We start from the raw sequence: 24,601 nt of genomic DNA, 5'->3' as shown, positions 1-24,601 counted from the left end.
CGCTACCGTGGCCGTGGTGATGGCGCTGGTGAGCGTCTTTCTTGCGGGGCGGTTCCTGTGGCGGGGGCCGCCCTTCGCCATATCAGGGCACGGGAACATCAGGCGGCGCCGTTCTGCTCCGCCTCGCGGGCGAGCTCCCAGCGGATCAGCTCGGACTCGCGGTAGAGAACCTTTGTGCCGATCTTCACGCCGTGCGGACCAATGCCCGCGTGACGCCAGTAGCGCACGGTGGACGGGGAGGTGCGGTAGCGAGCAGCGACCTCGGCAGTGGTCGAGAAAGGGTCTCGCTGTGTCGAGAGCACACTAATTTCGGTCATGCTGTTAGACATGGACACACGCTCTCAGATGTGGTTGTCAGCTGTCAACGCATGCACATATTGTGAGCACATGACACAAGAAGAGTGGCCCGCTCGGCTGGCCACGAGCGTTGCCGCCCAGGTGCGCAGGCACCGGGAGCGGCGAGGAATGAGCGCTCAGCAGCTCTCGGACGCCTGCAAGAACCTGGGCCTCCCCTTCTCCCGATCCGCTTTGGCGAACTTCGAGAGCGGCCGACGGCCGACGATTTCCGTGGCCGAGGTGATGGTGCTCGGCAAGGCGCTCGGTGTGCCTCCGATTGAGCTGATCTTCCCGGTGGGTCAGCAAGACGAGGTTGAAGTGCTCCCCGGCCAGAACCTGCCGCCGTGGGTGGCCCTCCAGTGGTTCGCCGGAGAGGATTCGTTCGGTAGGCGATTCCATGACGACGGCAAGATCTATAGCGAGGATCAGGAGGAATACGAGCAGTCCGCGACCTTCGCCTACCGGTGGCACAAGATCTACGTGAAGCAGTGCCTGGAAGCGAAGAATGAAGCCGACGGAGCACGCAAGGCGGCCACGGTCGCCGAGACAGACGCCGAGGCAAATGCCCACCTGAGGCACGCCAGGTCCGAAGAGGCGCAGTACCGCACCAATAGAGAGCTGCTGCGTGAACATCGTCAGCGCATGCGGCATGACGGAATCACTCCCCCTGAGATGTGGGGAGTCCTAGCCGATATCGATGAGGGCGGACGCGATGGCGAGCATCAAGAAGCGCGCTGACGGGAAGTGGCGGGCCCGGTACCGGGACGCGGAGGGCAAGGAGCACGCCCGGCACTTCGACAAGAAGGTGGACGGACAGCGGTGGCTCGACGAGGTCACCGCGAGCGTGCTCACTGGACAGTACGTCGACCCGCGCGCCGGGCGGGAGACGTTCAAGGCGTACGGCGAGCAGTGGCGGGAGGCCAAGCCACACCGGCCTGCGACGGCGAAGGCCGTCGAGCAGCATCTGAGGTGCTACGCCTACCCAGTGCTCGGCCGGCGGTCGCTGTCGTCGATCCGCGGCTCGGACATGCAGGGTTGGGTCACGGGGTTGACGAAGACGCACGGCCTGGCGGCGTCGACCGTCCGGACCGTGTACAACACGATCAATGCCGTCTTCCGGGCGGCGGTGAGGGACCGGCTGATCGCGCGGAACCCGTGCGAGGGCATGGAGCTCCCGGCGATCCCTCGGAAGAAGGTCGTGCCGCTGACTGTGAAACAGGTCCAGGAGCTCGCGGCGGCGATGCCCGCGCGATATCGGGCGCTGGTCGTCCTGGGGGCCGGCACCGGGCTACGGCCGGGCGAGCTGTTCGGCCTCCAGGTCCGGCACCTGAACTTCCTCAGGCGCATGGTTCAGGTCGATCAACAGGTGCAGCAGACCGCCGGGCACGGCGTCCGTGTGTGCGAGCTCAAGACCGAATCGTCGTATCGGGTGGTTCCACTCCCCCAGGTGGTCATTGACGCGCTGGCGGCCCATCTGGAGGCTTTCCCGGCCAAGCCTGAGGAGTTCGTCTTCAGCGCGCCGCAGGGCGGGCCGATCGTCTACACGCACTTCATGGACAACGCGTGGCGGAAAGCGGTGAAGGAGTCCGGTCTCCCGGCGAATACCGGGCCGCACGCGCTGAGGCACGCGTACGCCTCGATGCTGATCGCGGGCGGCGAGTCGGTGAAGGTCGTCTCCGAGCGCCTGGGGCACACGAACGCGGCGATGACCTTGAACGTCTACAGCCACCTGTTCCCCGATTCGGAGGACCGGACGAGGAAGGCGATCGACGCGGCATTTCAAGATCATGCGGACTCTGTGCGGACCGAGGTGGCCCAGTGAAGCACCCCGTCCCTGGTCAGAGCGTGGTTTCCAAGATCGGTCAGACGTTGAAGCGGAACTCCACCACGTCGCCGTCGCGCATGACGTAGTCCTTGCCCTCGATGCGGGCCTTGCCCGCCTGGCGGGCGGAAGCGATGGAGCCGGTCTCCATGAGCTCGTCGAAGGAGACGATCTCGGCCTTGATGAAGCCGCGCTGGAAGTCGGTGTGGATGACCCCGGCCGCCTCGGGGGCGGTGGCGCCCTTGCGGATCGTCCAGGCCCTCGTCTCCTTGGGACCGGCGGTCAGGTAGGTCTGCAGCCCCAGGGTCTCGAAGCCCACCCTGGCCAGCTGGGTCAGGCCCGACTCCTCCTGGCCGACGGACTGCAGGAGCTCCAGCGCCTCCGCGTCGTCGAGTTCGACGAGCTCGGACTCGATCTTCGCGTCGAGGAAGACGGCCTCGGCCGGTGCGACGAGCGCCGACAGCTGGGCCCGGAGCTTCTCGTCCACCAGTTCGTCGGCGTCGAGGTTGAAGACGTACAGGAATGGCTTGGCCGTCAGCAGGTGCAGCTCGCGCAGCTCCTTCGGGTCGATGCCCGCGCCCTTGGCCCCGGCGTACAGGGTGGCGCCGCCGTCGAGAAGCTTGAACGCCGCCTCCGCCGCGTCGAGCGCGGCCTTGCGGTCCTTGTTGGTCCTGGCCTCCTTCTGGAGGCGGGGGATCGCCTTCTCCAGAGTCTGCAGGTCGGCGAGGATCAGCTCGGTGTTGATCGTCTCGATGTCGCGCCCGGGGGCGACGCCGCCGTCCACGTGGGTCACGTCGGGGTCGTCGAAGACCCGGATGACCTGGCAGATCGCGTCGGTGTCACGGATGTTGGCGAGGAACTGGTTGCCTCGCCCCTGTCCCTCCGAGGCGCCGCGGACCAGACCGGCGATGTCGACGAACTCGACCTTCGCGGGCAGGATCTTCGCGGACCCGAAGATCTCGGCCAGCTTCTCAAGACGCGGGTCGGGAACGCCGACGATGCCCACGTTGGGCTCGATGGTGGCGAACGGATAGTTCGCCGCCAGGGCGTTGGCGGTCTTCGTCAGCGCGTTGAAAAGCGTTGACTTGCCGACGTTGGGCAATCCGACGATGCCGATGCTCAGGCTCACGTGAGCCGAGTTTACGCGGAATGCCCACTGCTACCCGCCACGGGCCGGTCACAGGTACGAGTCACCGGCGCGAACGGAGCCGGTTCCGGTCCGGGAGCGTGTCGGCGCGCCAGGAATGGACGAGCCTGGAATCATGCCGGGGTGGATGTCATGGCTCTCTCCTTCCAGCTCGCGGTGGGCCTCGCCGCGGGACTCGCGATCGGGTTCCTGCTGGGCCGGGCGCGAGCCTCCTCGGGAGCCGCGGACGTCACGACGCGCCTGGCCGACGCCGAGGCCCGCGCGAAGATCGCCGAAGAGAAGGTCGTCTACATCGAGGGTCAGCTCTCCGAACGGTTCCAGGCCCTGTCGAGCCGGGCGCTCGACGTCAACAACCTGCGGTTCCTGGAACTGGCGGAGACGAGGCTGGCCGCCAACCGGGCCGAGGCGTCCGGTGAGCTGGAGCAGCGCAAGCAGGCCGTCGAGCACCTGATCGAGCCGCTGAAGGACACCCTGGCCCGCGTCGAGACGCAGTTGCGCGACACCCAGACGGGCCAGCGCGCCGCCCACGCCGAGCTGGCCAAGCACATCGACGTCGTCCGCGAGAGCAACGAGCAGCTCCGCGCCCAGACGAGCTCGCTGGTGCGGGCCCTGCAGCGGCCCGAGGCCAGGGGCCGGTGGGGGGAGCTCCAGCTCCGCAGGGTCGCCGAGATCGCCGGTATGCAGCGGTTCTGCGACTTCGACGAGCAGGTGAGCGTCACCACGCCGGACGGCGTCCTGCGGCCCGACATGATCGTGCGACTGTCCGGCGGCAAGAACATCGTGGTCGACTCCAAGGTCTCGCTCTCCGCCTACCTGGAGGCCGCCGAGTCGACCGATCCCGACCACCAGTCGGCCCGGCTCGACGCCCACGCCCGGCATGTGCGCGACCACGTCGACCGGCTGGCCTCGAAGCCCTACTGGCAGGCGTTCAGCCCGGCGCCGGAGTTCATGGTGCTGTTCATCCCCGGCGAGGCGTTCCTCGCCCCGGCGCTGGAACGCGACCCCGCCCTGCTGGAGTACGCCATGCGGCGGCGGGTCCACATCGCCACGCCCACCACGCTGATCACCATGCTCCGCACCGCGCAGTACGCCTGGCAGCAGGCCGCGCTCGGCGAGAACGCGCTGGCGATCTTCGAGGTCGGCAAGGAGCTGTACGAGCGGCTGGGCAGCATGGGGCGCAACGTCGACGCCCTGGGCCGCTCGCTGAGCCGGGCCGTGGAGTCGTACAACAGGACGGTCGGCTCGCTGGAGACCCGGGTGCTGGTGAGCGCCCGCAAGCTGAACGATCTGGGGCTGGTCGAGACCGACCTGGACACGCCGCAGGCGGTCGAGGACCTGCCGCGCGCCCTGACCTCACCGGAACTGCTCGAGCGAGAGGAGCCAAGCCCGCCTCTCGTATCCCGCCTGAACGGTAGGTTGACCAACGACCTGCCCTGAAACTGTTCCCCGAAGGCTCCGGCGGCCGGACACTGGAGACGGCGGGTTCGACGACGCGCGGGCCCGCGAGGGTCAGGGTCAAGGGGGCGAGTGGTGGAGAAGCGAGGCGGCGTGCAGCCGGTCGGCGGGGTGATCGCATGAGTGAGCTTGACCGGGCCACGGGCATCCGGCTGACCGTCCGGGGCGCGCTGGCCTTCGTGCTGGTGGCCACGCTGCTGGGCAGCGTGCTGCAGGCGCTGCTGGGAGTGGCGGCGCTGACCGGGGCGGCGTTCGTGGCCGGTTGCGTGGCCGCCGCGTCGCTCGTGAACCGCCGGGACCTGCTGGCGCTGGTGGTGTCCCCGCCCCTGGTCTTCTTCGTGACCACCGCGTTCATCGAGGCGGTCCGCTCCCTGTTCGCGACCACGCCCGTTCAGGCCTTCGGCCTGGGCATGTACACCGCGCTGTCGCAGGGAGCCCCGTGGCTGTTCGGCGGCTCGTTCCTGGTGCTGGTCATCGCCTGGCGCCGCGGCCTGACCCGCTGCGTCCGCGAGCTGCGCGAGGAGCTCAAGGCGTCCAAGGCCTCGGTGCCCCGCCCCAGGAGCGGCGGCGACGGCGCCACCTTCGCCCCCGAGCCCGAGGGATACTTCGAGCCCAAGGTGTACGGCACCCCGCGCGAGGGGCAGTAGCGTCCGGGCACGAGGCCTCACACGTGATTCCTCCCGCACTCCTCCCGCGGCACGCGGGGCGACGAGGGCCACGACGACCCGCAGGACATCCGTGCCGGTCGTGCGCGGCACGGATGCCCGTACGGGCGACGGGGCCCGCTTCCCGCGGGCCCCGAGATGCGAGGTTCCCCGGACGGCGGGCCCCCTGTGGTGGAACCCCTCAGCCAGAGCCTCCCGGGGAGGCCGCTGACCGGACCGGCGTGATCAGACCGCGGCGCGCAGGTCCTTGCGCAGCTCGTGCGGGAGCGCGAAGCGCACGCTCTCGTGGACGGACTCGATCTCCTCGACGTCCGCGAAACCGTTTCGCGCGAGGCGGGCCAGGACCTCGGCGACGAGCTCCTCGGGCACCGAGGCACCACTCGTCACACCGACCGTGGTGACGCCGTCGAACCAGGCGTCGTCGATGAGCGAGGCGTCGTCGACCAGGTAGGAGGCGTCGGCCCCGTGGTCGAGGGCGACCTCGACCAGCCGCTTGGAGTTGGAGGAGTTCTCCGAGCCGACGACGATGACCAGCTGGGCCTGGGCGGCGATCTCCTTGACCGCGACCTGGCGGTTCTGGGTGGCGTAGCAGATGTCGTCGCTCGGGGGGTCGATCAGGTTGGGGAAGCGCTCCTTGAGCCGGGAGACCGTCTCGGTCGTCTCGTCCACCGACAGCGTGGTCTGCGACAGCCAGACCAGCCTCTCGGGGTCCTTGACCCGCACGGTGTCGACCGAGTGCAGGCCGTCGACCAGCTGGACGTGGTCGGGCGCCTCGCCCGCGGTGCCCTCGACCTCCTCGTGGCCCTCGTGGCCGATGAGGAGGATGTCGTAGTCCTGGGAGGCGAAGCGCTTGGCCTCGTTGTGCACCTTGGTCACCAGGGGACAGGTGGCGTCGATCGTCTTGAGGCTGCGCCGGGCGGCCTCCTGGTGGACCGCCGGGGAGACTCCGTGGGCGGAGAAGACGACGATGGCGCCCTCGGGCACCTCCTCGGTCTCCTCAACGAAGATCGCTCCGCGCTGCTCCAGCGTCTTGACCACGTGGGTGTTATGGACGATCTGCTTACGGACGTAGATCGGAGCGCCGTACTGCTCCAGCGCCTTCTCCACGGCCTGCACCGCACGATCAACCCCCGCGCAGTAACCACGGGGCTTCGCCACTAGTACGCGTCGGGTCGCGGGGGTGTCTGAAGTCATGCTCTTATGCTACGTGGACACGTCCGCGAGACAGCCCATACGTCCCACAAGCTCATGCGGCACAAGTCTTGCCACACTAGCCTTCTCCATACAGACCTCCCAGGGAGACGACATGTCAGTCCCCGACATGATTCGCAATGTCACACAAAAGGCAAAAGACCTGCCACTGCACATGCTGCAGTCCGCGCTGAGCGGGGTCGGCCAGGCCCTGCTCCTCGGCGACCGCGTGCGGACCAGGTTCAAGGGCACCTCCGGCCAGGGCGAGACCGCCGACGAGCCCCTCGGCACGGTCGACGCCCAGCCCGCGAAGACCGGCGAGGAGACCACGGGCCAGGCGGGGAAGCCCACCCGCCGCGAGCCCGTCATCTTCGCGCCGCGCCCGGAGAAGGCCGCGAGCGGGACCACCGCCGAGAGCAACGGGACCAAGACCACTCCCGACCCGGTCATCTTCAGCCCCGCCAAGCCCGACACCGCGGCGCCCTCCGCTCCCGAGGCCAAGGCCCCCGACGCCAAGGTCGAGGCCGTCGAGGCCCCGGCCACCGCCGAGACCACCGAGGCGCCGGCCGCCCCCCGGACCGCCGAGGCGCCCACCGCCGCTCCGGAGCCCGAGACCGTCACCGCTCCGGAGTCCGAGACCGTCACGGCGAAGCCCGCCGAGACCGTCACGGCGAAGCCCGCCGAGACCGTCGCCACGGAGGCCCCGGCCACCGCTGAGGCGAAGGCCGAGAAGGCTCCCGCCACCGCCGAGGCGAAGGCCGCGGAAGCCCCGGTCATCGAGGAAACCCCGGCCACCACGGAGGCCCCGGCCGCCGTCGAGACCGTCCAGACCGTCGAGGCCAAGGGCGCGGAGGTCCCGGCCGCCGAGGCCGGCGCCACCGAGGCCGCGGAGCCCGAGGTCGCCAAGAGCGTCGCCCCGGAGGCGACGGAGACGGCCGCTCCCGAGACCGCCCCGGTCGAGGCTCCCGCCGCCGAGGTCGTCGAGGCTCCCGTCGCCGAGGTCGTCGAGGCTCCCGTCGCCGAGGTCAAGGCCCCTGCCAGGAAGCCCAGGGCCACCAGGACCAAGGCCCCCGTCGCGAAGCCCGAAGCCGCGGAGCCCCGGGCCGAGGAGACGAGCGCGGTCGCCGAGGCCCCCGCCAGGAAGCCCAGGGCCACCCGGGCCAAGGCCAAGGCTCCGGTCACCGAGACCGCCGCGCCCGAGGTCGTGGACTCCGGGACCGTGGAGTCCGAGACCACCACCCCCGAGATCACCGCTCCCGAGGCGGCCAAGACCGCTCCGAAGGCCAGGGCGACCAGGGCCCGCAAGACGACCGCCAAGGCGGCCCCGGCGGAGGTCGCGGCCGAGGCTCCCGCGGCGGTGAAGGTCGAGGTCACGAAGGTCGAGACCGCGAAGCCCGAGACCGCGGAGGCCGCGGTGGTCGAGGTGACGGAGACCAGGGTCGCGGCACCCGAGGCGGCCGACGCGGCCGGGCTCTCCGGGGCGACCGAGCCCTCCTCGGAGACGACCGCCACACTCGCCGAGCCGCTGCCCGGTTACGCCGAGCTGACGGTCGCGTCCCTGCGGGCGCGGATGCGCGGCAGGACTGCCGGGCAGATCCTGGAACTGATCACCTACGAGCGGGCGACCGCCAACCGCGAGGCCGTCGTGCGGATGTACGAGAACCGCCTGGCCAAGCTGGAGGCCGCGGAATAGTCACGCCCGGCGCGTAGGCTCCCGGCATGAGCTCGAAGACCACCCCTGAGCAGCCCCTCCCGGTTCGCACGGTGTTGCAGATGGTCGGCGGCTGGATCGGCAAGCTCGGCACCGTCTGGGTCGAGGGGCAGATCACCGAGCTGACCGCCCGCGGCGGCACGGTGTTCCTGACGTTGCGTGATCCGGTGGCCAACGTGTCGGCCCGGGTCACCTGCCCGCGCGGCGTGTACGAGGCGACCCTCCCCCGGCCGGTCGACGGCGCCAGGATCGTGGCCCACCTGAAGCCCGACTTCTGGGTCAACAAGGGTTCCTTCGCGTTCACGGCGCTGGAGTTGCGGCCGGTCGGGGTCGGCGAGCTGCTGGCACGGCTGGAGCGGTTGCGCCAGCTGCTCGCGTCCGAGGGGCTCTTCGGTGTCGACAGGAAGCGGCGGCTGCCGTTCCTGCCGGGCACGGTCGGGCTGATCTGCGGTCGCGACTCGGCCGCCGAGCGCGACGTGCTGGAGAACTCGCGGCGCCGCTGGCCCGCCGTGCGGTTCAAGGTCGAGCCGGTGGCCGTGCAGGGGCCGTACGCGGTCGGCGAGGTCACCGAGGCGCTGCGCAAGCTCGACGCGGACGGCGAGGTCGACGTCATCGTGGTCGCGCGGGGCGGCGGGTCGATGGAGGACCTGCTGCCCTTCTCCGACGAGGCCCTCGTCCGGGCGGTGGCGGCGTGCCGCACGCCCGTGGTCAGCGCGATCGGCCACGAGCAGGACAATCCGCTGCTCGACCTGGTCGCCGACGTGCGCGCGTCCACGCCGACGGACGCGGCGAAGAAGGTCGTGCCGGACGTCGGCGAGCAGATGACGCTGATCCGCCAGCTCCGCGACCGGGGCCGCAGGGTGGCGGGCGGCTGGCTCGACCGCGAGACGGCCTGGCTGGCGGCGGCCCGCTCCCGCCCCTCTCTCGCCGACCCGGTGCGCGAGGTCGAACGCAGGGCCGAGCAGGCCGAGCAGCTCAGGGACCGGGCGAGACGCTCTCTCACCGCCTCCCTGGACCGCGCCCAGGATTCGCTGGAGCACCTGCGCGCCCGCCTGGTCTCGCTGTCTCCCGCCGCCACGCTGGAGCGCGGCTACGCGATCGTGCAGCGTCCCTCGGGTGACGTCGTACGTCTCGCGAGCGAGGTCTCCCCCGGTGACGAGCTGACGGTGCGCTTCCCCGACGACCGGGTGAAGGTCAGGAGCGAGACCGCCACGTGAGCGAGGGGTAGCCGTCGTCGACGAAGCCGAGCCGCCGGTAGAGGGGCTCGGCGTCGGAGGTCGCGTGCAGGTCGACCCTGCGGACCCCGATGTCGCGGTACCACCCCAGGAGCGCTTCCATGATCGCCCGGCCGTGCCCCTGGCGCCGGTGACGGGGGTCGGTGGCCATGCCCTGGACGTAGCCGTAGCGGCCGTCGGGGAGGGAAGGGCCGGGGAAACGCTGGAAGATGAGGCCGATCCCGCAGGCCGCCAGCCCCTCCCCGGGGGCGTCCACCACGTAGACGGCCGTGTCGAGGCTGCCCAGCCTCTCCTCGAGACTCTCCGCGTAGGCCTCCTGCCACTCCTCCTCGATCGGGTAACTGCCGTCCTGGGCCATGCGGTCGGCCAGAACCTCACGAAGACGCACCAGCTCGGGGATGTCCTCCGAGATCGCGTCGCGAACGCTCATCTGAGCATTGTTCCAGCCGCCTTCCCCGGCGGAGCCGCCGGGGAAGGCGCCCGGTGGATCACGCGGGTGCGCGCGGTACCGGTGACGGAGCCGCGGACGGTACGGCGAGGCGAGGCGCCGCAGGCGTCCGTCATCGGGCGTCCGTCACCGATGAGACCGCGCCGGGCGGGCGCCACAGGCTGAAGATCCCCGGGACACGACCTAAGGTGGGACGCGTGGCCGATGAGAAGACACCGTCGTACGAGCAGGCGCGCGAGGAGCTGACCGAGGTGGTCCGCAGCCTTGAGGCGGGCGGGCTCACGCTGGAACAGTCGATCGAGCTCTGGGAGCGCGGCGAGAAGCTGGCCGCGATCTGCGAGGAGTGGCTCCAGGGGGCCAGGGTGAAGCTCGCGGCGGCCATGGCGCAGCGGCGGCAACCCGACCCGGCCGGAGACGCCCCCTTCTGAGGCCCGGCCCAGGCGCCCTCCCGCGGCGAGGCGGGCGTCAGGAGGTGACTCTCGACTGCTGTTTCAGTGACCCGGCCAGGGCGGACAGCTCGTCCCACGGGGCGGTGCCGGTGACGACGATCGTGACGTCCGGCAGGAACCGTACGAGGGAACGCTGGTTCTTGTCCTCGCGGAGGCGCTGCTCCCAGGTCACGCCGTTGATCTGGACGGTGCCGGTGACCGTGGAGGTGTTGGCGAGCCGGTTGGCGAACTCGGCCGCGGGCTTCTCGTTGCTCTGGGCGAGCATGGCGTGGAAGCGCTTGGCGGTGGCGAAGCCGAGCCTCCAGGTCGTGACGCCGTTGTCGCTCGTGTTCCGGGAGCTGTTCGGTACCCACCCGGCGGCGACGGGCTCGGGGGCCCACAGCTGGAAGGGCGCCGTACGGCGCAGGTCGGCCAGGGCGATCGAGTAATCGACCCTGGGGATGTGCTCGGTCCTGCTCTGCGGCGTGACCAGCAGGAACAGGCCGACGGCGCCCAGACAGACCGCCATCGCGAACACGTAGCCGTAGAAGCCCTGAGTGAACTTTTGCACGACTGTCGACACTATCCGTTCGGGAGTGCGGTCCGTCCTCAGGGGCGGCGGATCTGGGCGATGATGGTCAGCACGTCCTCGGCGAGGGCCCGGGAGGCGTCCTCGTCGTCGGACAGGGCGACTTCGGAGACCGCGGCGGCGAGCGCGCCGGTGAGGACCACGACCAGTGCCCCCTCGTCTCCCTCGAACAGGGCGGCGTTGCGCTTGGCCCACTGCTGGAGCCGGTCGCGCATGACGACCTCGAACCCCGGCGGCCCGTCCCCGCGCAGGAACAGCGCGGAGATCTCCCGCTCGGCCAGGCAGCCCTCCAGGTAGGCGCGGGCCCCGGCGATGAACAGCCGCATCGGGTCGTCCTCGCCCTCAGCCCTGGAATCCTGGACCGCCTGCTTGGTCCGCTGGGTCTGGCGGGTCTGGAACTCCTCGAAAAGCGTGAGGTAGAGATCTGCTTTGCCGGAAAAATGATGGTAAAGACTTCCGACACTCGCCCCAGCGCGGGCGACCACATCGGTGACCCCGGTTTCGGCGAAACCGCTCGTGACGAAAATCTCCCTTGCGGCGGACAGGAGCGCGACGCGCGTGGCGGCACCTCGCTCGGAGGTCCGCGCACCCACGCCTTTCACCAGTCGTTCCGTGTCGCTGCTCATGCTGGGCACATTATCCTCCGCCGACCGGTCAGAGGGGTGCCAACTACGATCGTTGTATTGACCACGAGAGGGGTTTCCCACCATGTCCGATGAGACGTCCGTTCCCGACGCCCTCGCCACGGGAGAACACGCACCCGATCGCAACCTCGCTCTGGAACTGGTCCGGGTCACGGAAGCGGCCGCGATGGCCGGTGCTCGCTGGGTCGGGCGAGGTGACAAGAACGGCGCCGACGGCGCCGCGGTGAACGCCATGCGCCAGTTGATCAACACGGTGTCCATGAGCGGCGTGGTGGTGATCGGCGAGGGCGAGAAGGACAACGCGCCGATGCTCTACAACGGCGAGCACGTGGGCGACGGCAGCGGCCCGGCGTGCGACGTGGCCGTGGACCCGATCGACGGCACCAGGCTCACCGCGCTCGGCATGCCCAACGGCATCTCGGTGATCGCGGTCAGCGAGCGCGGCTCGATGTACGACCCGTCGGCCGTCTTCTACATGGACAAGCTGGTCACCGGCCCCGAGGCCGCCTCGTCGGTCGACATCAACGCGCCGGTGGCCGACAACGTCGCCGCGGTGGCCCGCGCCAAGGGCGGCGTGCCCTCGGACGTGACCGTGGTCGTCCTCGACCGGCCCCGCCACGAAAAGATCATCCGAGAGATCCGGGAGGCCGGCGCCCGGATCAGGCTCATCACCGACGGCGACGTGGCCGGTGCGATCATGGCGGCCCGGATGGGCACGGGCGTCGACCTGATGCTCGGCATCGGCGGCACCCCGGAGGGCATCATCGCCGCGTGCGCGCTCAAGTGCCTGGGCGGCGTCATCCAGGGCAGGCTCTGGCCGCAGGACGACGCCGAGCGCCGCCGGGCACTGGACGCGGGCCTCGACCTCGACGCCACGCTGAGCACCGACGACCTGGTCAGGTCGGACGACGTGTTCTTCGCGGCCACCGGGATCACCGACGGCGAGCTGATGCAGGGCGTCCGCTACCGCGCGGGGAGGGCCATCACCAACTCCCTGGTCATGCGCGGCCGTTCCGGGACGATACGGAAGATCGAGAGCGAGCACCAGCTCTGGAAGTTGCGGGCCTACAGCGCGATCAACTTCGACAGCGCCAGCTGAGGAACGGACGCCGGAGCCGGGATCGACGTCAGCCGAGGCGCCCGCAGACGGCGGAGTGCCGTCAGCGAAGAGGCGACGGCACTCCGGAGGCCGGTCCCGGCGGCCGGCCCGGAAACGGTGTCAGCGGCGGAACCAGGAGCGGCGGGGACGCTTGGGAGACTTGGCCACGATGCTCCCCAGCGTGACGAGGCCGGTGATCTCGATGACCGGCCCGTCGGGCGAGGGGGGAACCTGGTTCTTCTTGCCCCCCGCGAACGCCGAGGCGGGCATCTCGATCCGCACGCCCTCGGGGACGATCAGGGTGAGGGTGCCGCCCATCACGGTGACGTGCAGGGTCACGTGGCTCGACTGGAGCAGCGCGTCACACAGGTCGAGCTTGACGTTGGCGCAGATCGCGGTGGCCGTGAACCGGGTCGGCACGACCCAGCGGCCCGAGCGCTCCTCGGAGCCGAAGAACGCCGCCACCGGACGGACGTCGGTGCGGAGCGGCTGCGCCTCCGGCGGGAGCAGGTCGGCGGTGAGCGCGGAGAGCTCACCCAGCGTGCGGGCGCGGTAAAGGGCCTCGGTGCGCTCGTCGTGCTCCTCGTGGTTGAGACGTCCGTCGGCGAGCGCGTCGCCCAGCGCGGCGGCCACCCTCTCGCGGTCGACGTCTCCGGCCCTCAGGTCGGCGGGGCGTGGCTCGGGGTCGTAACGGCGGACGGCGGGGGGACGGGGACTCTCCACCCCTCGACCATAATCCCTGCCGGGGCTCCGGCAGCGGTGCGAGAGCACCGACATGCCCCGGAAGTTCGGCCCCGGCGCGGCGGCCCGCCCGCCCCCGCCCTGGCCGGCGAAACCGGCGGATGATCGGCCATTGACCCTCGGGTACCCCGCCCATACCCTGACGAGAACTTGAATCCCCCTCACGTTCCCGGAGGTCGTCATGCCGACCCCACGTGACAGGCGGGCGCGCGTGGCGACCTGGGCGGCGTTCTTCGTCCAGGGCCTCTGCTTCGCCACCCTGCTCACCCATGTGATCGACCTCCAGCACAAGTTCGGGCTCAGCGACGGCGACCTCAACCTGGTCCTGCTGCTCGTGCCGGTGATCGCCGGTGTCGGCAGCGCGGTCGCGGGCCTCCTGGCAGGCCGGTACGGCAGCGCCCCGGTCCTGCGGATCTCCCAGGTCGCCGTCTGCACCGCCGTGGTCCTGTCGGGCTGGAACGACCAGCTCGCCGGGCTGTACGCGCTCAGCGCCGTGTTCGGCCTGTTCCTCGGCGCGGTGGACGCGGCCATGAACATGCAGGCGGTCGCCGTCGAGCGCCGGTACGGCATGAGCGTGCTGACCGGCTTCCACGCCGTGTGGAGCGTCGGCTCGATGCTGGGGGCCGGGTTCAACGCCGCGTTCAGCGAGCTCGGCGTGGAACTGCGCTGGGCCTTCTCCATCCCGGTGCTGATCGGCGCGGCGATCTCGGTGACCATGCTCCCCCGCCTCTACGGGCGGGAGGAGGAGAGGTCCGGCGAGAAGGCCGCGCACGTGGCGGTCCGGGTGCCGTGGCGGCCGATCATCCCGCTCTGCCTGGCGATGGCGTTCCTGTACGTCGGCGACGCGGCGGTCTCCAACTACGGCACGGTCTACATGGAGAAGGCGCTGGCGGCGAGCGGCTGGCTGGTGCCGTTCGCCTACTTCGTCTACCAGGCGACCATGCTCCTGGCGCGGGTCCCCGGCGACCTCGCCGTCCGCAGGTACGGACCGGCGCCGGTGGTCCGCGTGGGCGCGGTGATCGCGGCCGTGGGCACGCTGGGGGTCGTCGTCGCGCCCGGCGTCGCGGTGGCCGTCGTGTCGTTCGGCCTGATCGGCGTCGGCCTGTCCGTCATCGCCCCGCAGTCGTTCTCGGCCGCGGGCCGTCTGGGCGCCGGGGCGGAGACCGCGATCGCGCGGGTCAACATGTTCAACTACGTCGGCTTCCTCGTCGGCGCCGCCGTGGTCGGGACGCTCAACGACACGGTGAGCATCCGGGTGGCGTTCGTCCCGGCCGTCGTCCTGGTGGCCCTGATCGTGTTCCTCGCCAGGGGCTTCCAGCCGGACCCCGAACCCGCCGCGCGGCCGTAGCCGCGGGGGAGCCCACAGGTCTCACAGGTAGCGGCGCTGGTCCCGTTTGGCCAGCTCGTAGGCGGCACGCGCCCGCCGCACCTCCGGCAGCCCCGACACCTCCGCCACCGGGACGTCCCACCAGGCCGTGGTGTCGGGACCCGGCCCCGGCACCGTCTCGACGTACACGACGGTGGTGCCGACGGCCTCCCTCGCCTTGGTGAGCGCCACCCGCAGCGCCTCGGGGCCGTCGGCGCGGATCACGTCGGCGCCCAGGCTGGCCGCGTTGGCGGCCAGGTCGACCGGGAGGAAGGCCCCGTCCAGCGCGCCCCCGGCCCCGCGCATCCGGTAGGCGGTGCCCAGGCGTCCCGCCCCGACCGACTCCGACAGGCCGCCGATGGAGGCGAAGCCCCGGTTGTCGACGAGCACCACGACGAGCTTGACGCCCTCCTGCACGGCGGTGGCGATCTCCTGGGCCATCATCAGGTAGGAGCCGTCGCCGACCAGCACGAACACCTCGCGCTCCGGCGCGGCCAGTTTCACCCCGAGCCCTCCGGCGATCTCGTAGCCCATGCAGGAGTAGCCGTACTCGACGTGGTAGGACTTCGGGTCGCTCGCGCGCCACAGCTTGTGCAGGTCGCCGGGCATCGATCCGGCCGCGTTCACCACCACGTCCGAGGGCCGGGCCACCTCGTTGACCATGCCAAGCACCACCGGCTGGGTCAGCACCTCCCCGGTCGTCAGCAGGGAGACCTGCTCCTGCCACTCGTGGGTCAGGCGCGTCGCCCTGGCGGTCCAGCCGGGGTCGGCGCTCCAGCCTCCGAGGTCCAGGGCGCGCAGCGCCTCGCGGGCGTCGGCGACGAGCATCTCGCCGGAGTGCTTGGCGGCGTCGAAGGCCGTGACGTTGACGTTGAGGAACGCGGCCTCGCCGAACAGGGTGCGGGAGGCGGTGGTGAAGTCGCTGTAGCGGGTGCCGATCCCGATGACCAGGTCGGCGTCGCGGGCCAGATCGTTGGCGGCGGCGGTGCCGGTGTGCCCGATCGCGCCGACCGCGCAGGGGTGGTCGTACGGCAGCGTCCCCTTGCCCGCCTGGGTCTCCCCCACCGGGACGCCGTGCCCGGCGGCGAACACGGCCAGCGTCTCCCACGCCTCGCTGTAGACCACCCCGCCCCCCGCCACGATCAGCGGCCGTCGCGACCGCCTGACCAGCTCCGCCGCCCGTGCCAGCGCGGCGGGTTCGGGGACGGGACGCGCCACGTGCCACACCCTGCGGGCGAACAGCTCCTCGGGCCAGTCGTACGCCTCCGTCTGCACGTCCTGCGGCAGCGCCAGCGTGACCGCGCCCGTCTCCGCCGGGTCGGCCAGCACTCGCATCGCGGCCGGCAGCGCCGAGAACAACTGCTCGGGCCGGTTGATCCTGTCGAAGAACCGGGAGACGGGACGCAGCGCGTCGTTGACGGTCACGTCGGGGAAGCGGGAGTCCTCCAGCTGCTGCAGGACCGGATCGGCGGCGCGGGTGGCGAAGACGTCGCCGGGCAGCAGCAGCACCGGGATCCGGTTGATCGTGGCCAGCGCCGCCCCGGTGACCATGTTGGTGGCGCCGGGGCCGATCGAGGTGGTGCAGGCGAAGGTGGACAGCCGGTTGCGGGCCCGCGCGTAGCCGACGGCGGTGTGCACCATGGCCTGCTCGTTGCGGGCCGGATAGTACGGGAGGTCGCCGTCCGTTCCCGCGCCCCGCTCGGCCAGGGCCTGCCCGATCCCGGCGACGTTGCCGTGGCCGAAGATGCCCAGGCATCCGGCCACCAGCCGGTGTTCCACGCCGTCGCGCTCCGACCACTGGTTCGCGAGGAACCGCAGGAGCGCCTGTGCCACGGTGAGTCTCGTCATTTCACTGCGCCTCACGGGGCCCCACGGGGCCTTTCGTCATCGGAACCCTCGGGTCGATCGGCTGCTCCGCCCACGAGGCGCGGATCCAGGCGTGCCGGGGGTCGTCGCAGAAGGCCATCGACCGTTCGGGCGCGGGCCCGGCCAGCACGTTCAGGTAGTAGAGGTCGTAGCCGGGGGCGGCCATCGACGGGCCGTGGTAGCCGCTGGGGACGAGCACCACGTCACCGCCGCCCACCTCGGCCAGGGTGTCGTGGGTGCCGTAGACCCGCTGGTAGCCGGGGCCGCCCTCGAAGTAGTAGATCTCCTCCAGCACGGCCTCGTGCTCGGAGACCGTGTCGTGCTTGTGCGGCGGGTAGGACGACCAGTTGCCGCCGGGGGTGAGCACCTCCACCGCGACGAGCTTGTCGCAGTCGAAGGCGTCGGGGGCGCAGAAGTTGTTGACCTGGCGGCTGGCCGACCCCGTCCCGCGCACCTCGACGGGGACCGCGTGCGCGGGGCCGTAGCGGACGGGGAAACGCCTGGTCGCGCGGGCGGTGGGGAGGGCGAAGCGGCCCTCGCCGGTGATCCGCGCGGTCGTGCCGACGGGCAGGTAGGCGAAGTCGGTGACCGCGTGGAAGACCGAGGTCCGGCCGTTCAGCGTGAGCCGCACCCCGTCGCACTCGACCACGCACGCGCCCGACAGCGGCAGGACCAGCATCTCCTCACCGCCGGTGTCGAACTCCACGCTCTCACCGGACATGCAGAGCACGCGGAGCCCCGCGTACGTCCACCCGGCCGCCTCCGGGGTGATCGACAGCGCCCACGGCGCCCGCGCGGTGCTTCCCGCGGGAATGAAGGTCATGACCGCTCCTCACCGGCACTCCGGCCGGGTCTCCCGTTCGTGTCCTCGCCGGCGCCGCTCCGGCTCGGTCTCCCGTTCCCGTTCTCGCCGTCGCGAACCCCGCCCGGTCTCCCGTTCACGACACCTCCAGCATCGCCGCGGCGGTGTCGACGGCCGCGGCCACGTCGTCATCGGAGGGATACAGCAACGCGCGGCCCACCACCAGACCCCGCACGCCGGGAAGTCGCAAGGCCTCGCGCCAGGCCGCGTAGGTGAGCTCCGGCGCGCCGCCCGGGTCGCCGCCCAGGAGCAGCGTCGGCAGCGTGGTGGCCCGCATCACCCGTTCCATGCCGTCCACGACCGGGATCTTCAGCCAGGTGCGCGCGGAGGTCGCGCCGAGCGCCTGGGCGACGTGCATGGACCGGATGACCCCCTCGGGTGACAGGTCGTGGGTGACCGCGCCGCCCACCCGCCGGGACCAGAACGGCTCGACCATGGCGACCAGGTCGCGCGAGGCCAGCTCGGTGACGGCCCGGCCGCACGATTCCAGGGTGAGGGCGGTGGCGGGGTCGTCCATGCCGATCCGGCAGAGCATCTTGCCGCCGTCCAGACCCGCCCGGACGATCCACGAGGTGTCGTAGGCGGTGAAGCGGTCGTCGAACTCGAAAGCCGACCCGTGCAGGCCGCCCCGGTTCATCGACCCGATCACGACCTTGCCCTCCAGCGCGCCGAGCAGCAGGAGGTCCTCGACGATGTCGGGGGTGCCGAGCAGGCCGTCCACACCGGGCCTGGCCAGCGCCACGCACAGACGTTCCAGCAGCTCGACGCGGCTCTCCATGGCCCCGGGGCGGCTTCCGACGCCGATGACGCCCCTGGCCGTGTGGTCGGCGGCGATGATCAGGAGCCGGTCGCGCTCCTCCAGCGGCCTCCCGCGCCGCCGCGCCGCCGCCGCCTCCGCGATCCGCCCGGGAAACCGCGCCCGCGTGTCGAGGAGCATCCGGTGCTCTCGCTCGTTCATGTGTTCCCCACCTGTCGCCCGTCTGTCCGGCCGCCTCGCTCACCCTTCGCGCCGAGCACGTCCATCACCTCGTCGAGCCGGGGCATGGCCGGGGCGCAGGCCAGCCGTCCCGCGACGATGGCCCCGGCCGCGTTGGCGAACCGCAGCGTGGCCTCAAGCGGCCAGCGTTCGAGGAGACCGTGGCAGAGGGCACCGCCGAAGGCGTCTCCCGCGCCGAGGCCGTTGACCACCTCCACCGGCACCGGCGGCACCTCCACCGTCTCTCCCGCGGTCATGCCGAGCACCCCTGCCGCGCCCTGCTTCACGATCGCGAGTTCGGCGCCCGCCTCCAGCAGCGCCTCGGCGGCCTCGTACGGCTCGCGGGTGCCGGTCGCCACCTCGACCTCGTCCAGGTTTCCCACCGCCACCGTGACGTGGCGCAGGGCCTCGCGCACCTGCTCGCGGGCCTCCTCGGCGCCGGACCAGAACATCGGGCGGTAGTCGAGATCCAGCACGGTGTGCGGCACGCGCCCCCTGGCCCGCCAGGCCGCGAGGTGCGCGCTCCTGGAGGGCTCCTGGGACAGCCCGGTGACGGTCGCCCAGAACAGCCGGGCCTCCGCGACGGCCTCCAGGTCCAGCTCCTCGGGAAAGATCTCCAGGTCGGGGGCCTTGGGGAAGCGGTAGAAGTAAAGCGGGAAGTCGTCCGGCGGCCGGATCTCGCAGAACGTCACCGGGGTGGGCAGGTGCGCGACCGGGGTGACGAAGCTGTCGTCGACCCCGTACTCGCGCAACGCGTCGTGCACGAAGAGCCCGAAAGGGTCGTCCCCGGTCCTGGTGATCACCGCGCTGAAACGGCCCAGCCGGGCGGCGGCCACGGCCACGTTGGTGGGACTGCCGCCCAGATACTTGCCGAAGGTCTCGACCTCGCGCAGCGACACCCCCACCTGCAGCGGGTAGATGTCGACCCCGGCCCGCCCCATGGTCAGGACCTCGATCATGGGCGCCCCTCGCCGGGTGGCCCGCCGGGAGACGCCCCCGCACCGATTCCCGCCGTGCCGGGCCCGCCCGGCACGCTCTCGTCGCCGGTGAGCCTCCTCAGGTACGCCAGGCTCTCGCGGACGTTCTCCTTGGGATCGTTGGAACCGTTGGGACCGTTGGCGTCGCCGTCGGCGGGGCCAAGCACGACGTCCTGCTCCAGGACGTACCAGCCGTCGTATCCGGCCGCGGTCAGGCCGCCGACGATGGCCGGGAGGTCCACGTCGCCCCGGCCCAGCGGGCGGTAGAGGCCTTCCTTCACGGCCCGGGTGTAGGTCAGCTCGCCCGCCCTGACCCGCCCGGCCATGGCGGCGTCCACGTCCTTGAGATGGACGTGCGCGATCCGTCCCGCGGCGCGGGAGACCAGCTCGGCGGGGTCGGTGCCGCCCGCGAGGAGATGGCCGGTGTCGAGGCACAGCGGCATCGAGCTGCCGTCGAGCACCCGCTGGACCTCCTCGCGGTTCTCCACCACGGTCCCGATGTGCGGGTGCAGGGTGACGGTCCTGCCGAACTCCCTGGCGTTCTTGAGGATGCGGCGCAGGTTGCCCATCAGGGTCTTCCAGGCGGAGGCGTCCAGCTCCGGCCTGGCGTCGTAGCTCTCGGCGCCGGTGGAGGCGGCCAGCACGACCACGTCCACCTCGCCGTCCATGAAGGCGCGCATCGCGGCCCGGACGACCGGGAGCGGGTCGTGGTCGGCATCGTGCAGGACGACGGGAACGAACCCGCCCACCGCCCGCAGCCCGTACTCCGCGAGGAGGGAGCGGCAGCGCGTCGGCGAGGGCGGCAGGAACCCGTCGGGGCCCAGCTCGGTGGCCGTCAGGCCCAGCTCCCTCATCTCGGCGAGCACCCGGTGACGATCCAGCTGCCGCCCCCAGCCGGGGACCTCGCAGACACCCCAGGAGATGGGGGCGCCGGCCGTTCTCACCGGACCGCCTCCGCCGGCGGATCCGGTCTCTCGCACAGGGTCGCCTCTTCTCACACGATCACCTCCGTGACGCGCACCGGACGCCCCTCGCGCCGGGAGAGCTCCGCGGCCTCGGCGAGGTAGAGCGCCGCGAGGGCGTCGTCGACGGTGCAGGGACTCTCCGTCTCCCCCCGTGCCGCGCCGAGAAACGCGCCGAGCTCGGCGACGTAGGCGGGCTCGAACCTCGTCGCGAAGTCGGGCCAGGGCTCGCCCGGCGGCTGCAGGCCCTCGGTGCTGGTCAGCGGCACGCGCGGGTCGAGGCCGACCGCCCAGGTCCCCAAAGTGCCCGCCAGCTCCATCCGCACGTCGTACCCGGCGCCGTTGTATCGCGAGCCCTGCAGGGTGACGAGCGTGCCGTCGTCCATGGTGAGCAGCGCGGCGCTGTTGTCGACGTCCCCCGCCTCGGCGAAGAACGCCTCGCCCCGGTTGGAACCGGTCGCGTAGACGGTGTCGGCCTCCCTGCCGGTGACCCAGCGCAGGATGTCGAAGTCGTGGATGTGGCAGTCGCGGTAAATGCCGCCCGAGCTCGGGATGTATCCGGGGTCGGGAGGCCGGGGGTCGGCGGTGAGCATGTGCACCCGGTGCAGCGTGCCCAGCTCGCCGGCGGCCAGCGACTTCCTCGCGGCGGCGTAACCGGCGTCGAAGCGCCGCTGGAAGCCGATGTGCACGACCGTGCCGCTCCGCCTGACCGCGTCGAGCACGCGGAGGGTGTCTCGTACGCCGGGCGCCACCGGTTTCTCGCAGAACACCGGCACCCCCTTGGCGCAAGCGCGCATCAGCAGCTCGGCGTGGGTCGCCGTGGGGGTGGCGACCACCACCGCGTCGCTGTCGAACGCGTCTCCCACCCGGGCTCCCAGCCTGGCGGCCACCCGCGCCGCCCGCTCGCCGTCCGCGTCGCTCACCACCAGCTCGTCGACCCCGGGATGCGCCGCCAGGGTCGCGGCGTGGAACGCCCCGATCCTGCCGAGTCCCAATAGCCCAACACGCATTGTGCCTCCGGAGAAGAAAGCGGTCGATCTCCAGTTCTAGGCGAGGAGTCAGAAGCCGTCAAGAATTTGTCAGGACATAAGGACGAGTCACCGGGCCATACGGGAAGGCCCGCGGAGGGCATGTCCACAGGTGGCGGGCGTTCCCGTGAAGCCGGTCAGTGGCGCAGAGCGTCCGCGAGGGCGCGGATCGTCGCGTCGGCGCGGCGGGCGGGCAGGCGGGCGAAGCCCATCACCAGTGCGGGCGGGCCAGGGGCGTGCCGCATCGGGCCCACCGGCTCGACCGCCAGCCCGCACTCCTCCGCCGTCTTCGCCACCATCGCCTCGTCCCAGCCGTACGGCAGCTCGGCGAGCAGGTGGAGCCCGGCGGAGACGCCCCGCACGGTGATCTCGGGAAGGTGCTCGCCGAGGGCCAGCGCGAAGGCGTCGCGGCGGGCGCGGTACTCCCTGCGCATCCTTCTCAGATGCCGGTCGTAGCCGCCGGTCGTGATGAAGTCGGCCAGGACGTACTGCTCCAGGACGGGCGACCCCAGGTCCAGCTCGCCGCGGGCCAGACGCAGCGATTCGGCGATCTCGGGCGGGGCGGCCACCCAGCCCAGGCGGAGCCCGGGGGCCAGGGACTTGCTGACGCTCCCGACCAGGATCACCCGGTCGGCGGCCAGCCCCTGCAGGCAGCCCACCGGGTCGCGGTCGAAGCGGAACTCCGCGTCGTAGTCGTCCTCCAGGATCGCCGCGTCCGTCGCGGTGGCCCACTCGATCAGCGCGGCGCGGCGGCGGGGCGAGAGCACGACCCCCGTCGGGTACTGGTGCGCGGGGGTGAGCAGCACCGCCCGCGCCCCGGTCGCGGCCAGGGCCTCGACGTCGACGCCCTCGCCGTCCACCGGGACGGCGACCAGGTCGGCGCCCGCGGCGTGCAGCAGCGGAAGCTGGCGTCCCCCCGCCGGGTCCTCGACCGCCAGCCGGATCCGGCCGGGAGGCGGCGCGGGGTGCGCGGCCCGCCGGACGTACCAGCCGAGGTCGTGGGGCGAGCGGACCCGGGGGAGCCGCCCGGCGAGCGCCTGGATCGTGAGGCTGATCCCCTGGGCCACCCCGCCCACGATCACCAGGTTGTCCGGGCTCACGTCGGCCGCCCTGACCCTCCGCAGATAGGCGGCCAGCTCCTCGCGCAGCGCCGTGACACCGCCGGGATCGCCGTAGTCCATGGCCTCGGCGGGCAGCGCGGCGAGCGTCCTCCTCATCGAGGCCAGCCACCGCTCCCTGGGGAACGCCCCCAGGTCGGGCGCGGTGGAACGGCGCCCGTGGTACGGCTCGAGATCCCTTTCCCGGGTGCGTGCGGCGCGCGGCGGGTCCTCCGGTGCCCGAGAGGGACCGTCGGGGAGGACTGGGAAGGCTGCGGGACGGCTCGCGGCGGGGGCCACGGTGGTTCCCGCCCCGATCCGGGAGATCAGGAAGCCCTCGGCGACGAGCTGCTCGTACGCCTCGACCACCACGCCGCGGGAGAGCCCGAGATCCCTGGCCAGCTCGCGGCTGGCGGGCAGCCTGACCCCGGCGGCCAGGCGCCCGCGCCGTACCGCCTCGCGGAGCTCGCGGGCGATCTGGGCGGCGACACCGCCCGCGGCCCGGTCGACGGCAAGATGCAGATCGGCCAATTGGTCCTCTGTTTCGATGCCACATTGGACCCGACAAGGGTGCCATTGGCTTCCTAGCATTCCGCACATGAACGTGGATGTCAGCACTACCACCCGCCCCGCCGCCCGGCCGGAGTCGCGCGGCCTGGCCGAGGCCGCGACGGCGATGTTCCTGGTGGGCACCCTGGCGGGGGTCTCCGGAGTGATCGGGGACTACCCGGTCTACGGCGGCCAGGCCCTGCGCTACCTGCTGGCGGCCGTGATCCTGCTCGCCGTCGCCCGGGTCGCGGGGCTGCGGTTCGTCCGGCTCACGCCCCGCGAGACGGCACTGCTGGCGACGCTGTCCCTGACGGGGTTGGTGATCTTCAACGTGTGCGTGATCGAGGCCACCCGGCACGGTGGCCCGGCCCTGGTCGGGACCATCCTCGGCACCGTGCCGCTGGCACTGGCCCTGTTCAGCGGGCGCCCCTCGCGCCGGCTTCTCGGGGCGGCGGCGGTGGTCGTCGCCGGGGCGACGGTGGCCACCGGGCTGGGCAGCGGCGACCTGGCCGGGCTGCTCTGGTCGCTGGGCGCGCTGAGCTGCGAGGTCTGCTTCTCCATGCTGGCCATCCCGCTGCTGCCGAAACTGGGCGCGGTGCGCGTCTCGGCGTACTCGGTGACGCTGGCCGTGCCGATGCTGGCGGTCGCCGGGCTGCTGGTGGACGGCGCCGCGATGGTCCGCGTGCCGACGGTGCCCGAGCTCGCGGGCCTGGGTTACCAGTCGCTGATCGTGACGACCGTGGCGTTCTTCCTCTGGTACGACGCCCTGCCCCGGCTCGGCCCGGGAACCGCGGGGCTGTTCGCCGGGCTGATCCCGGTCGGCGCCATCGTCACCGGCGCGGTCCTCGGCCTGGGCGCGCCCTCGGTGCCCGACCTGCTCGGTGCCGCGCTCGTGGTGGCCGGCATCGTCATCGGCCTCAGCTCCGCGGGGTCACCCGCTGCGGGGGTACGTCGACCGGCTGTGGCGGGGCGGCCCGCTGCCGGGGAACCTCGGCCTCCTGGGGCAGGCTGACCCGCGGCGTGGGCGCGTCGGCCCGCGGGGGCAGGGGCACCCGTCGCGAGGGCAGATCCGCCTGCCCCGAGGCGACGTCGACCCGCTGCCGGGAGAGGGTCATCGGGGGTTCCGGCCAGCTCACCGGCCACTGCGGGGTGCGGCCGTTGACTTCCTTGATGCTCGCCAGCGTGATGGCTATCAGTGACACGGCGAGACCGGCCACCACGAAGACGGCCACGATCGCCAGCAAGACGATGTTCCCAGTCATGACGGTGTTCATTGCTGTCTCCCGGCTCACGCCGGACGCCCGGTCCGGCTCCTTCCAGCTTCCTCCGTTCCTTCGGACATATATCCACAAAAGACGCATAGGCGACTAATGCTTGTCCCAAATATGTAGTTTTCATCACATATGT

25 protein-coding genes are annotated in these 24,601 nt (G+C 71.6%); 10 read left to right on the top strand and 15 right to left on the bottom strand.

The window, feature by feature from the left end; all coding sequences use genetic code 11:
- Positions 1-98: 98 nt before the first annotated feature.
- Complete coding sequence (locus ACSDR0_RS04490; RefSeq protein ID WP_435287434.1) at positions 99-329, bottom strand: helix-turn-helix transcriptional regulator; 231 nt, start codon at positions 327-329, stop codon at positions 99-101.
- A gap of 58 nt (positions 330-387) precedes the next feature.
- On the opposite strand from ACSDR0_RS04490, the gene ACSDR0_RS04485 reads away from it, so the two are divergent.
- Positions 388-1,074 (top strand): helix-turn-helix domain-containing protein, encoded by a 687-nt coding sequence (locus ACSDR0_RS04485; RefSeq protein ID WP_435287433.1) that lies wholly within the window; start codon positions 388-390, stop codon positions 1,072-1,074.
- A complete protein-coding gene (locus ACSDR0_RS04480; RefSeq protein ID WP_435287432.1) occupies positions 1,049-2,158 on the top strand; it encodes a tyrosine-type recombinase/integrase in 1,110 nt (369 codons plus the stop codon). Before ACSDR0_RS04485 ends, ACSDR0_RS04480 begins: the two co-directional genes overlap by 26 nt.
- Before the next feature lie 40 nt (positions 2,159-2,198).
- Here ACSDR0_RS04480 and ychF read toward each other — a convergent pair whose 3' ends face one another.
- The gene (ychF, locus tag ACSDR0_RS04475) at positions 2,199-3,287 is read right to left on the bottom strand and encodes a redox-regulated ATPase YchF (protein WP_435287431.1); all 1,089 of its coding nucleotides are present in this window, start codon (positions 3,285-3,287) and stop codon (positions 2,199-2,201) included.
- Positions 3,288-3,437: 150 nt separating this feature from the next.
- Between ychF and ACSDR0_RS04470 the strand changes: the two genes are divergently transcribed.
- Complete coding sequence (locus ACSDR0_RS04470) at positions 3,438-4,742, top strand: DNA recombination protein RmuC (RefSeq protein WP_435287597.1); 1,305 nt, start codon at positions 3,438-3,440, stop codon at positions 4,740-4,742.
- 137 nt (positions 4,743-4,879) lie between these two features.
- On the top strand, positions 4,880-5,407 hold the full coding sequence (locus ACSDR0_RS04465; RefSeq protein ID WP_435287430.1) for a DUF6542 domain-containing protein: 528 nt from the start codon (positions 4,880-4,882) through the stop codon (positions 5,405-5,407).
- Between the two features lie 243 nt (positions 5,408-5,650).
- Here ACSDR0_RS04465 and ACSDR0_RS04460 read toward each other — a convergent pair whose 3' ends face one another.
- Positions 5,651-6,619 (bottom strand): 4-hydroxy-3-methylbut-2-enyl diphosphate reductase, encoded by a 969-nt coding sequence (locus ACSDR0_RS04460; RefSeq protein ID WP_435287429.1) that lies wholly within the window; start codon positions 6,617-6,619, stop codon positions 5,651-5,653.
- Between the two features lie 112 nt (positions 6,620-6,731).
- On the opposite strand from ACSDR0_RS04460, the gene ACSDR0_RS04455 reads away from it, so the two are divergent.
- A complete protein-coding gene (locus ACSDR0_RS04455; RefSeq protein ID WP_435287428.1) occupies positions 6,732-8,309 on the top strand; it encodes a hypothetical protein in 1,578 nt (525 codons plus the stop codon).
- A 26-nt stretch (positions 8,310-8,335) separates the two neighbouring features.
- Positions 8,336-9,544 carry an exodeoxyribonuclease VII large subunit gene (gene xseA, locus ACSDR0_RS04450; RefSeq protein WP_435287427.1) on the top strand — a complete coding sequence of 403 codons (1,209 nt, stop codon included), beginning with the start codon at positions 8,336-8,338 and terminating at the stop codon, positions 9,542-9,544.
- Here xseA and ACSDR0_RS04445 read toward each other — a convergent pair.
- Entirely contained in the window at positions 9,522-9,992 is a 471-nt protein-coding gene (locus ACSDR0_RS04445; protein ID WP_435287426.1) for a GNAT family N-acetyltransferase, read from the bottom strand. The two genes, xseA and ACSDR0_RS04445, sit on opposite strands and share 23 nt — an antisense overlap.
- Positions 9,993-10,207: 215 nt before the next feature.
- On the opposite strand from ACSDR0_RS04445, the gene ACSDR0_RS04440 reads away from it, so the two are divergent.
- Complete coding sequence (locus ACSDR0_RS04440; RefSeq protein ID WP_435287425.1) at positions 10,208-10,438, top strand: exodeoxyribonuclease VII small subunit; 231 nt, start codon at positions 10,208-10,210, stop codon at positions 10,436-10,438.
- A gap of 37 nt (positions 10,439-10,475) precedes the next feature.
- Here ACSDR0_RS04440 and ACSDR0_RS04435 read toward each other — a convergent pair whose 3' ends face one another.
- Both ACSDR0_RS04435 and ACSDR0_RS04430 read right to left on the bottom strand, forming a co-directional pair.
- Positions 10,476-11,009 (bottom strand): DUF4245 domain-containing protein, encoded by a 534-nt coding sequence (locus ACSDR0_RS04435; protein WP_435287424.1) that lies wholly within the window; start codon positions 11,007-11,009, stop codon positions 10,476-10,478.
- 38 nt (positions 11,010-11,047) lie between these two features.
- Positions 11,048-11,653 carry a TetR/AcrR family transcriptional regulator gene (locus ACSDR0_RS04430; RefSeq protein WP_435287423.1) on the bottom strand — a complete coding sequence of 202 codons (606 nt, stop codon included), beginning with the start codon at positions 11,651-11,653 and terminating at the stop codon, positions 11,048-11,050.
- A gap of 82 nt (positions 11,654-11,735) precedes the next feature.
- Here ACSDR0_RS04430 and glpX point away from each other — a divergent pair, with 82 nt between their 5' ends.
- Positions 11,736-12,770, top strand: coding sequence for a class II fructose-bisphosphatase (glpX, locus tag ACSDR0_RS04425; protein ID WP_435287422.1), 1,035 nt, complete (start codon positions 11,736-11,738; stop codon positions 12,768-12,770).
- A gap of 120 nt (positions 12,771-12,890) precedes the next feature.
- Here the strand turns inward: glpX and ACSDR0_RS04420 are convergent, their stop codons facing one another.
- The gene (locus ACSDR0_RS04420) at positions 12,891-13,493 is read right to left on the bottom strand and encodes a DUF1707 SHOCT-like domain-containing protein (RefSeq protein WP_435287421.1); all 603 of its coding nucleotides are present in this window, start codon (positions 13,491-13,493) and stop codon (positions 12,891-12,893) included.
- A gap of 199 nt (positions 13,494-13,692) precedes the next feature.
- Here ACSDR0_RS04420 and ACSDR0_RS04415 point away from each other — a divergent pair, with 199 nt between their 5' ends.
- Positions 13,693-14,859, top strand: coding sequence for an MFS transporter (locus ACSDR0_RS04415; protein ID WP_435287420.1), 1,167 nt, complete (start codon positions 13,693-13,695; stop codon positions 14,857-14,859).
- Between the two features lie 21 nt (positions 14,860-14,880).
- On the opposite strand, the gene iolD is transcribed toward ACSDR0_RS04415, so the two are convergent.
- From iolD to ACSDR0_RS04380, 7 genes are all read right to left on the bottom strand, one after another.
- Positions 14,881-16,725 (bottom strand): 3D-(3,5/4)-trihydroxycyclohexane-1,2-dione acylhydrolase (decyclizing), encoded by a 1,845-nt coding sequence (gene iolD / locus ACSDR0_RS04410; protein WP_435287419.1) that lies wholly within the window; start codon positions 16,723-16,725, stop codon positions 14,881-14,883.
- A gap of 1 nt (position 16,726) precedes the next feature.
- Positions 16,727-17,566 (bottom strand): 5-deoxy-glucuronate isomerase, encoded by an 840-nt coding sequence (gene iolB / locus ACSDR0_RS04405; RefSeq protein WP_435287418.1) that lies wholly within the window; start codon positions 17,564-17,566, stop codon positions 16,727-16,729.
- Positions 17,567-17,681: 115 nt separating this feature from the next.
- Positions 17,682-18,563 (bottom strand): class I fructose-bisphosphate aldolase, encoded by an 882-nt coding sequence (locus tag ACSDR0_RS04400; protein ID WP_435287417.1) that lies wholly within the window; start codon positions 18,561-18,563, stop codon positions 17,682-17,684.
- On the bottom strand, positions 18,560-19,540 hold the full coding sequence (gene iolC, locus ACSDR0_RS04395; RefSeq protein WP_435287416.1) for a 5-dehydro-2-deoxygluconokinase: 981 nt from the start codon (positions 19,538-19,540) through the stop codon (positions 18,560-18,562). Before iolC ends, ACSDR0_RS04400 begins: the two co-directional genes overlap by 4 nt.
- Positions 19,537-20,502, bottom strand: a complete 966-nt coding sequence (locus tag ACSDR0_RS04390) for a TIM barrel protein (RefSeq protein WP_435287415.1) — start codon at positions 20,500-20,502, stop codon at positions 19,537-19,539. Before ACSDR0_RS04390 ends, iolC begins: the two co-directional genes overlap by 4 nt.
- A 50-nt stretch (positions 20,503-20,552) precedes the next feature.
- Positions 20,553-21,530: a Gfo/Idh/MocA family protein gene (locus ACSDR0_RS04385; protein WP_435287414.1), complete on the bottom strand. Its 978-nt coding sequence runs from the start codon at positions 21,528-21,530 to the stop codon at positions 20,553-20,555.
- Positions 21,531-21,685: 155 nt separating this feature from the next.
- A complete protein-coding gene (locus ACSDR0_RS04380; RefSeq protein WP_435287413.1) occupies positions 21,686-23,176 on the bottom strand; it encodes a PLP-dependent aminotransferase family protein in 1,491 nt (496 codons plus the stop codon).
- A gap of 67 nt (positions 23,177-23,243) precedes the next feature.
- On the opposite strand from ACSDR0_RS04380, the gene ACSDR0_RS04375 reads away from it, so the two are divergent.
- Positions 23,244-24,206 carry a DMT family transporter gene (locus ACSDR0_RS04375; RefSeq protein WP_435287412.1) on the top strand — a complete coding sequence of 321 codons (963 nt, stop codon included), beginning with the start codon at positions 23,244-23,246 and terminating at the stop codon, positions 24,204-24,206.
- Here ACSDR0_RS04375 and ACSDR0_RS04370 read toward each other — a convergent pair.
- The gene (locus tag ACSDR0_RS04370) at positions 24,112-24,456 is read right to left on the bottom strand and encodes a hypothetical protein (protein ID WP_435287411.1); all 345 of its coding nucleotides are present in this window, start codon (positions 24,454-24,456) and stop codon (positions 24,112-24,114) included. The two genes, ACSDR0_RS04375 and ACSDR0_RS04370, sit on opposite strands and share 95 nt — an antisense overlap.
- Between the last annotated feature and the right edge of the window lie 145 nt (positions 24,457-24,601).

Source organism: Streptosporangium sp. G11 (genome assembly GCF_051192615.1).
Classification (GTDB): Bacteria; Actinomycetota; Actinomycetes; order Streptosporangiales; family Streptosporangiaceae; genus Streptosporangium.
The sequence above is the reverse complement of the archived record's forward strand: the minus strand, read 5'-3'. Positions and strand labels throughout refer to the sequence as shown.

Excerpts from the sequence above, each read along its gene's own strand:
- ACSDR0_RS04430 (WP_435287423.1), bottom strand. The coding sequence starts at position 11,653 with ATGAGCAGCGACACGGAACGACTGGTGAAAGGCGTGGGTGCGCGGACC.
- ACSDR0_RS04385 (WP_435287414.1), bottom strand. The coding sequence starts at position 21,530 with ATGCGTGTTGGGCTATTGGGACTCGGCAGGATCGGGGCGTTCCACGCC.
- ACSDR0_RS04415 (WP_435287420.1), top strand. The coding sequence starts at position 13,693 with ATGCCGACCCCACGTGACAGGCGGGCGCGCGTGGCGACCTGGGCGGCG.
- glpX (WP_435287422.1), top strand. The coding sequence starts at position 11,736 with ATGTCCGATGAGACGTCCGTTCCCGACGCCCTCGCCACGGGAGAACAC.
- ACSDR0_RS04485 (WP_435287433.1), top strand. The coding sequence starts at position 388 with ATGACACAAGAAGAGTGGCCCGCTCGGCTGGCCACGAGCGTTGCCGCC.
- ACSDR0_RS04460 (WP_435287429.1), bottom strand. The coding sequence starts at position 6,619 with ATGACTTCAGACACCCCCGCGACCCGACGCGTACTAGTGGCGAAGCCC.
- iolB (WP_435287418.1), bottom strand. The coding sequence starts at position 17,566 with ATGACCTTCATTCCCGCGGGAAGCACCGCGCGGGCGCCGTGGGCGCTG.
- iolD (WP_435287419.1), bottom strand. The coding sequence starts at position 16,725 with ATGACGAGACTCACCGTGGCACAGGCGCTCCTGCGGTTCCTCGCGAAC.
- xseA (WP_435287427.1), top strand. The coding sequence starts at position 8,336 with ATGAGCTCGAAGACCACCCCTGAGCAGCCCCTCCCGGTTCGCACGGTG.
- ACSDR0_RS04445 (WP_435287426.1), bottom strand. The coding sequence starts at position 9,992 with ATGAGCGTTCGCGACGCGATCTCGGAGGACATCCCCGAGCTGGTGCGT.
- ACSDR0_RS04375 (WP_435287412.1), top strand. The coding sequence starts at position 23,244 with ATGAACGTGGATGTCAGCACTACCACCCGCCCCGCCGCCCGGCCGGAG.
- ACSDR0_RS04490 (WP_435287434.1), bottom strand. The coding sequence starts at position 329 with ATGTCTAACAGCATGACCGAAATTAGTGTGCTCTCGACACAGCGAGAC.
- ACSDR0_RS04400 (WP_435287417.1), bottom strand. The coding sequence starts at position 18,563 with ATGAACGAGCGAGAGCACCGGATGCTCCTCGACACGCGGGCGCGGTTT.
- ACSDR0_RS04470 (WP_435287597.1), top strand. The coding sequence starts at position 3,438 with ATGGCTCTCTCCTTCCAGCTCGCGGTGGGCCTCGCCGCGGGACTCGCG.
- iolC (WP_435287416.1), bottom strand. The coding sequence starts at position 19,540 with ATGATCGAGGTCCTGACCATGGGGCGGGCCGGGGTCGACATCTACCCG.
- ACSDR0_RS04465 (WP_435287430.1), top strand. The coding sequence starts at position 4,880 with ATGAGTGAGCTTGACCGGGCCACGGGCATCCGGCTGACCGTCCGGGGC.
- ACSDR0_RS04455 (WP_435287428.1), top strand. The coding sequence starts at position 6,732 with ATGTCAGTCCCCGACATGATTCGCAATGTCACACAAAAGGCAAAAGAC.
- ACSDR0_RS04370 (WP_435287411.1), bottom strand. The coding sequence starts at position 24,456 with ATGACTGGGAACATCGTCTTGCTGGCGATCGTGGCCGTCTTCGTGGTG.
- ACSDR0_RS04480 (WP_435287432.1), top strand. The coding sequence starts at position 1,049 with ATGGCGAGCATCAAGAAGCGCGCTGACGGGAAGTGGCGGGCCCGGTAC.